Raw genomic sequence first — 2,828 nt, forward strand, 5'->3', positions numbered from 1 at the left:
GAACGATGTACTTGGAATTCGCAACGTTAATGATGAAAACTTTCGAGTTACTATGGAAAAAATGAATAAGGGTGGCAATTACAAAACATTTGTTGCATTATTTGAAAAAGATGTGGCTGGTTTTGTAACTATAGTTCAGGCATTATCTGTAGGGGAACCGATTGGTTATTTACATATTCAAGCACTTGCTGTTAAAAAGGAATTTCAACATGGTGGGATAGGTACAAAACTATTAAGACACACTGAAAATTATGCTAAAGAAATCGGAATATCAACTATTATTTTATGTAGCGGATTTAAGCGAACCGAAGCACATGCTTTTTATGAGCATAATGGCTATGACAAAGATTCATACTGCTTTGATAAGATTATTAAACTTGACTAATAGGCATTATTTAAACCAAAAAATTGGGGGAAACCGAAATGAAGACAATTAAGAGCATGATGGAGCACTTGTACTGGGCGGACGGACGCATCTTGGACGCACTCGATGAGAGTGAGACGAAAAACAAAGACCTTCTGAAGCTGGTTCGGCATGTCGGGGTCGCGGAACGAGTCTGGTTGTCCCGATTGCAGGGCAAGGGCAGCGCGCAATATTCGTTGTGGGAAGAAGCGGAAGACCTGACGGCGTTCCGGACGATGTTCGAAGAAAACGCCGACCAATATCGCGTCTATATCGAAGGGCTCAAGGAATCAGAGTTAGACGAGATGATCCACTATGCGAACCAGAGTGGGGTTGCGTTCCGAACATCTGTCCGAGACATCCTATTGCAGGTCCTCTTACATGGGCAATATCACCGGGGACAGATCAACCGGGCACTTCGGATCGAATCGGCAGAGCCTGCCCAAGTTGATTACATCACATTTGCGAGGCTCTAAAAGAGCTTCATAATCACCTTAGTCGGAATTGGATTGGCAGTGAACTGCTTTCCGCCTACCGCCGTCCTTAACGTGCTGCTAAAATTTGCAAAGTAAGCGACATTTTAATAGATTCCTAATATTTTCCTAATGAACTTCAGGTAATATCTAATTTGTAGTAGTAAGCGTAATTAACTTACTTAATAAGATATAGATCGGAGAGTGTTATGATGGAATCTATTCTTCAAAAAAAAATTGAAAGCTTAAGATTGGAAATGATAAATCAAGTTTTTATAAACGGGAGTCTTACGCATGAGAAAGTAGTTTCAGCAAGCCAGCTTTTGGATAGATATATTTTGGTTTATCAAAAATTTATATTAAAGCAAGCAAAATATAAGAATTTGAAGTGTATTTGTTAGTTATATCTTTATTTCTTAAAGAGTCTGTATGCCCTTTTCTTAAGCTCACAATTGGAGATGGCTGGATCTATTATACAGACTTTATTAATAAGAAAGAAAAAATGAAGCTAGACGGGTCAAAAGGACAAACGGTTTTCTGAGCCCTAGAAAGTTAATACGCTAAGGCAAAACGATAGATCAATAAAAAAGAAGGCAGCCGGCCAGAATGATCGGCTGCCGTTGCCCGTTGAAGTAACGGGCAGATTAGCACGGTTTGGGGAGCATGTAGGTACAGAGTTGTGGAACATGAAACTTTCATAACAAATAAACGTCTAATAGATACTACAAATTTATTCTGGAGTAAATATGCCTAAAAATAGAAAGAAGAAGATGCTGCTTTTTGTTTTGCTGTTACTTGCACTGCTTATTATTCCACCATCCGTTTTTATAATTGATTACAACAGGGCACTAAAGGATATGCCACCGATTTTTGCAATTCGAACACAATTATATAAAGATGGCGGAACATCGATTTATAAGGGACTTGGTTATCAGGTTATTGACTATAATCAGCTAGATGGACGAAAAGATGTGGTCTTTAAATCCATAGTCGTTTCAAAAGGCAATTTTTCTACTAACGTAGGAAAGATAGTTGAATAACCAGGGAGCAGATCGCCGCGACCGCCATCTGTTCTCTTTTTCTTTGAAGTAACGGGAATTATGTATAGGAAAATAAAATTATTAACCGAATATATTTTTAGAAATGATAAATCAGGAAGGAGGGATTACGTAAGGTGCTGAATTATTGGGCAGAGAATCAAAATTGGGCTAAATTAACACCTTGGTTGGGGTTCATTACCATTGTAATGCTATTCTGGACATTCAGTCCTGTCGATACGATATTCTGGGCATTGATCAACATCCCATTATATTTGTTTCATCAAACCGAGGAGCATTATTGGCCGGGTGGCTTTAAGGATTACTTTAATCGAGTCGTGAATGGGTTGCCGGAGGGTGACGAGGCTTTAACGGATGAAAAAGTGTTTTGGATCAATATTATTCTAGTATGGCTGGCGTTCCTAATTTTCGGACTTTTATGTATCGTAAATATCGGCTTTGGTTTGTTAATTGTCATTTTTAGCTTGATGAACTGTGCCACCCATATTTATATAGGAATTAAATATAGAGAATGGAATCCGGGTCTGGTAATGGCAAGCCTTCAGTTTATCGCATCCGTTTATGGTGCATACGTGATTACGGCTAAAGGTATTTCCCATCCAATGACCTGGTGGATTAGCTCGGTTTTATTTTCGATTCTTGTTCATGCCATCTTATTTAAGTTTGTGATGGGTAAGAAATAGGTCGGGAACTAACGAAAAACGATAGCGCTACGCGATGGAACCGATCCATCGCTTATTTTCGTCTCGGTGCGCTCCGCTCAACTATCGGGCAGATTTCTTCATATAATGTTATGCTGATCCAAAAGGATATTATAAATAAGAAGAAATATTGTAACAGAGGAAATGAGGTGTGTTTCTATTGCGTTGGTTGGCGTGATGCTTTCAGTCAGCC

The 2,828-nt window shown here is 39.0% G+C and carries 5 protein-coding genes; all 5 read left to right on the top strand.

Going from position 1 to position 2,828, the window contains the following annotated elements; translation table 11 throughout:
- Window positions 1–385: GNAT family N-acetyltransferase (locus AC1DUA_RS32405; protein WP_477503650.1), on the top strand; the 385-nt coding region annotated here is incomplete at its 5' end.
- A 38-nt stretch (window positions 386–423) separates the two neighbouring features.
- Entirely contained in the window at window positions 424–879 is a 456-nt protein-coding gene (locus tag AC1DUA_RS32410; RefSeq protein WP_477503651.1) for a DinB family protein, read from the top strand.
- Window positions 880–1,088: 209 nt separating this feature from the next.
- On the top strand, window positions 1,089–1,277 hold the full coding sequence (locus AC1DUA_RS32415) for an aspartyl-phosphate phosphatase Spo0E family protein (RefSeq protein ID WP_477503654.1): 189 nt from the start codon (window positions 1,089–1,091) through the stop codon (window positions 1,275–1,277).
- 345 nt (window positions 1,278–1,622) lie between these two features.
- Window positions 1,623–1,916: a hypothetical protein gene (locus AC1DUA_RS32420; RefSeq protein WP_477503652.1), complete on the top strand. Its 294-nt coding sequence runs from the start codon at window positions 1,623–1,625 to the stop codon at window positions 1,914–1,916.
- Between the two features lie 134 nt (window positions 1,917–2,050).
- Window positions 2,051–2,617, top strand: coding sequence for an HXXEE domain-containing protein (locus tag AC1DUA_RS32425; RefSeq protein WP_477503653.1), 567 nt, complete (start codon window positions 2,051–2,053; stop codon window positions 2,615–2,617).
- Window positions 2,618–2,828 lie beyond the last annotated feature (211 nt).

The sequence above is a fragment of the Paenibacillus sp. 01T422 genome, from assembly GCF_056398785.1.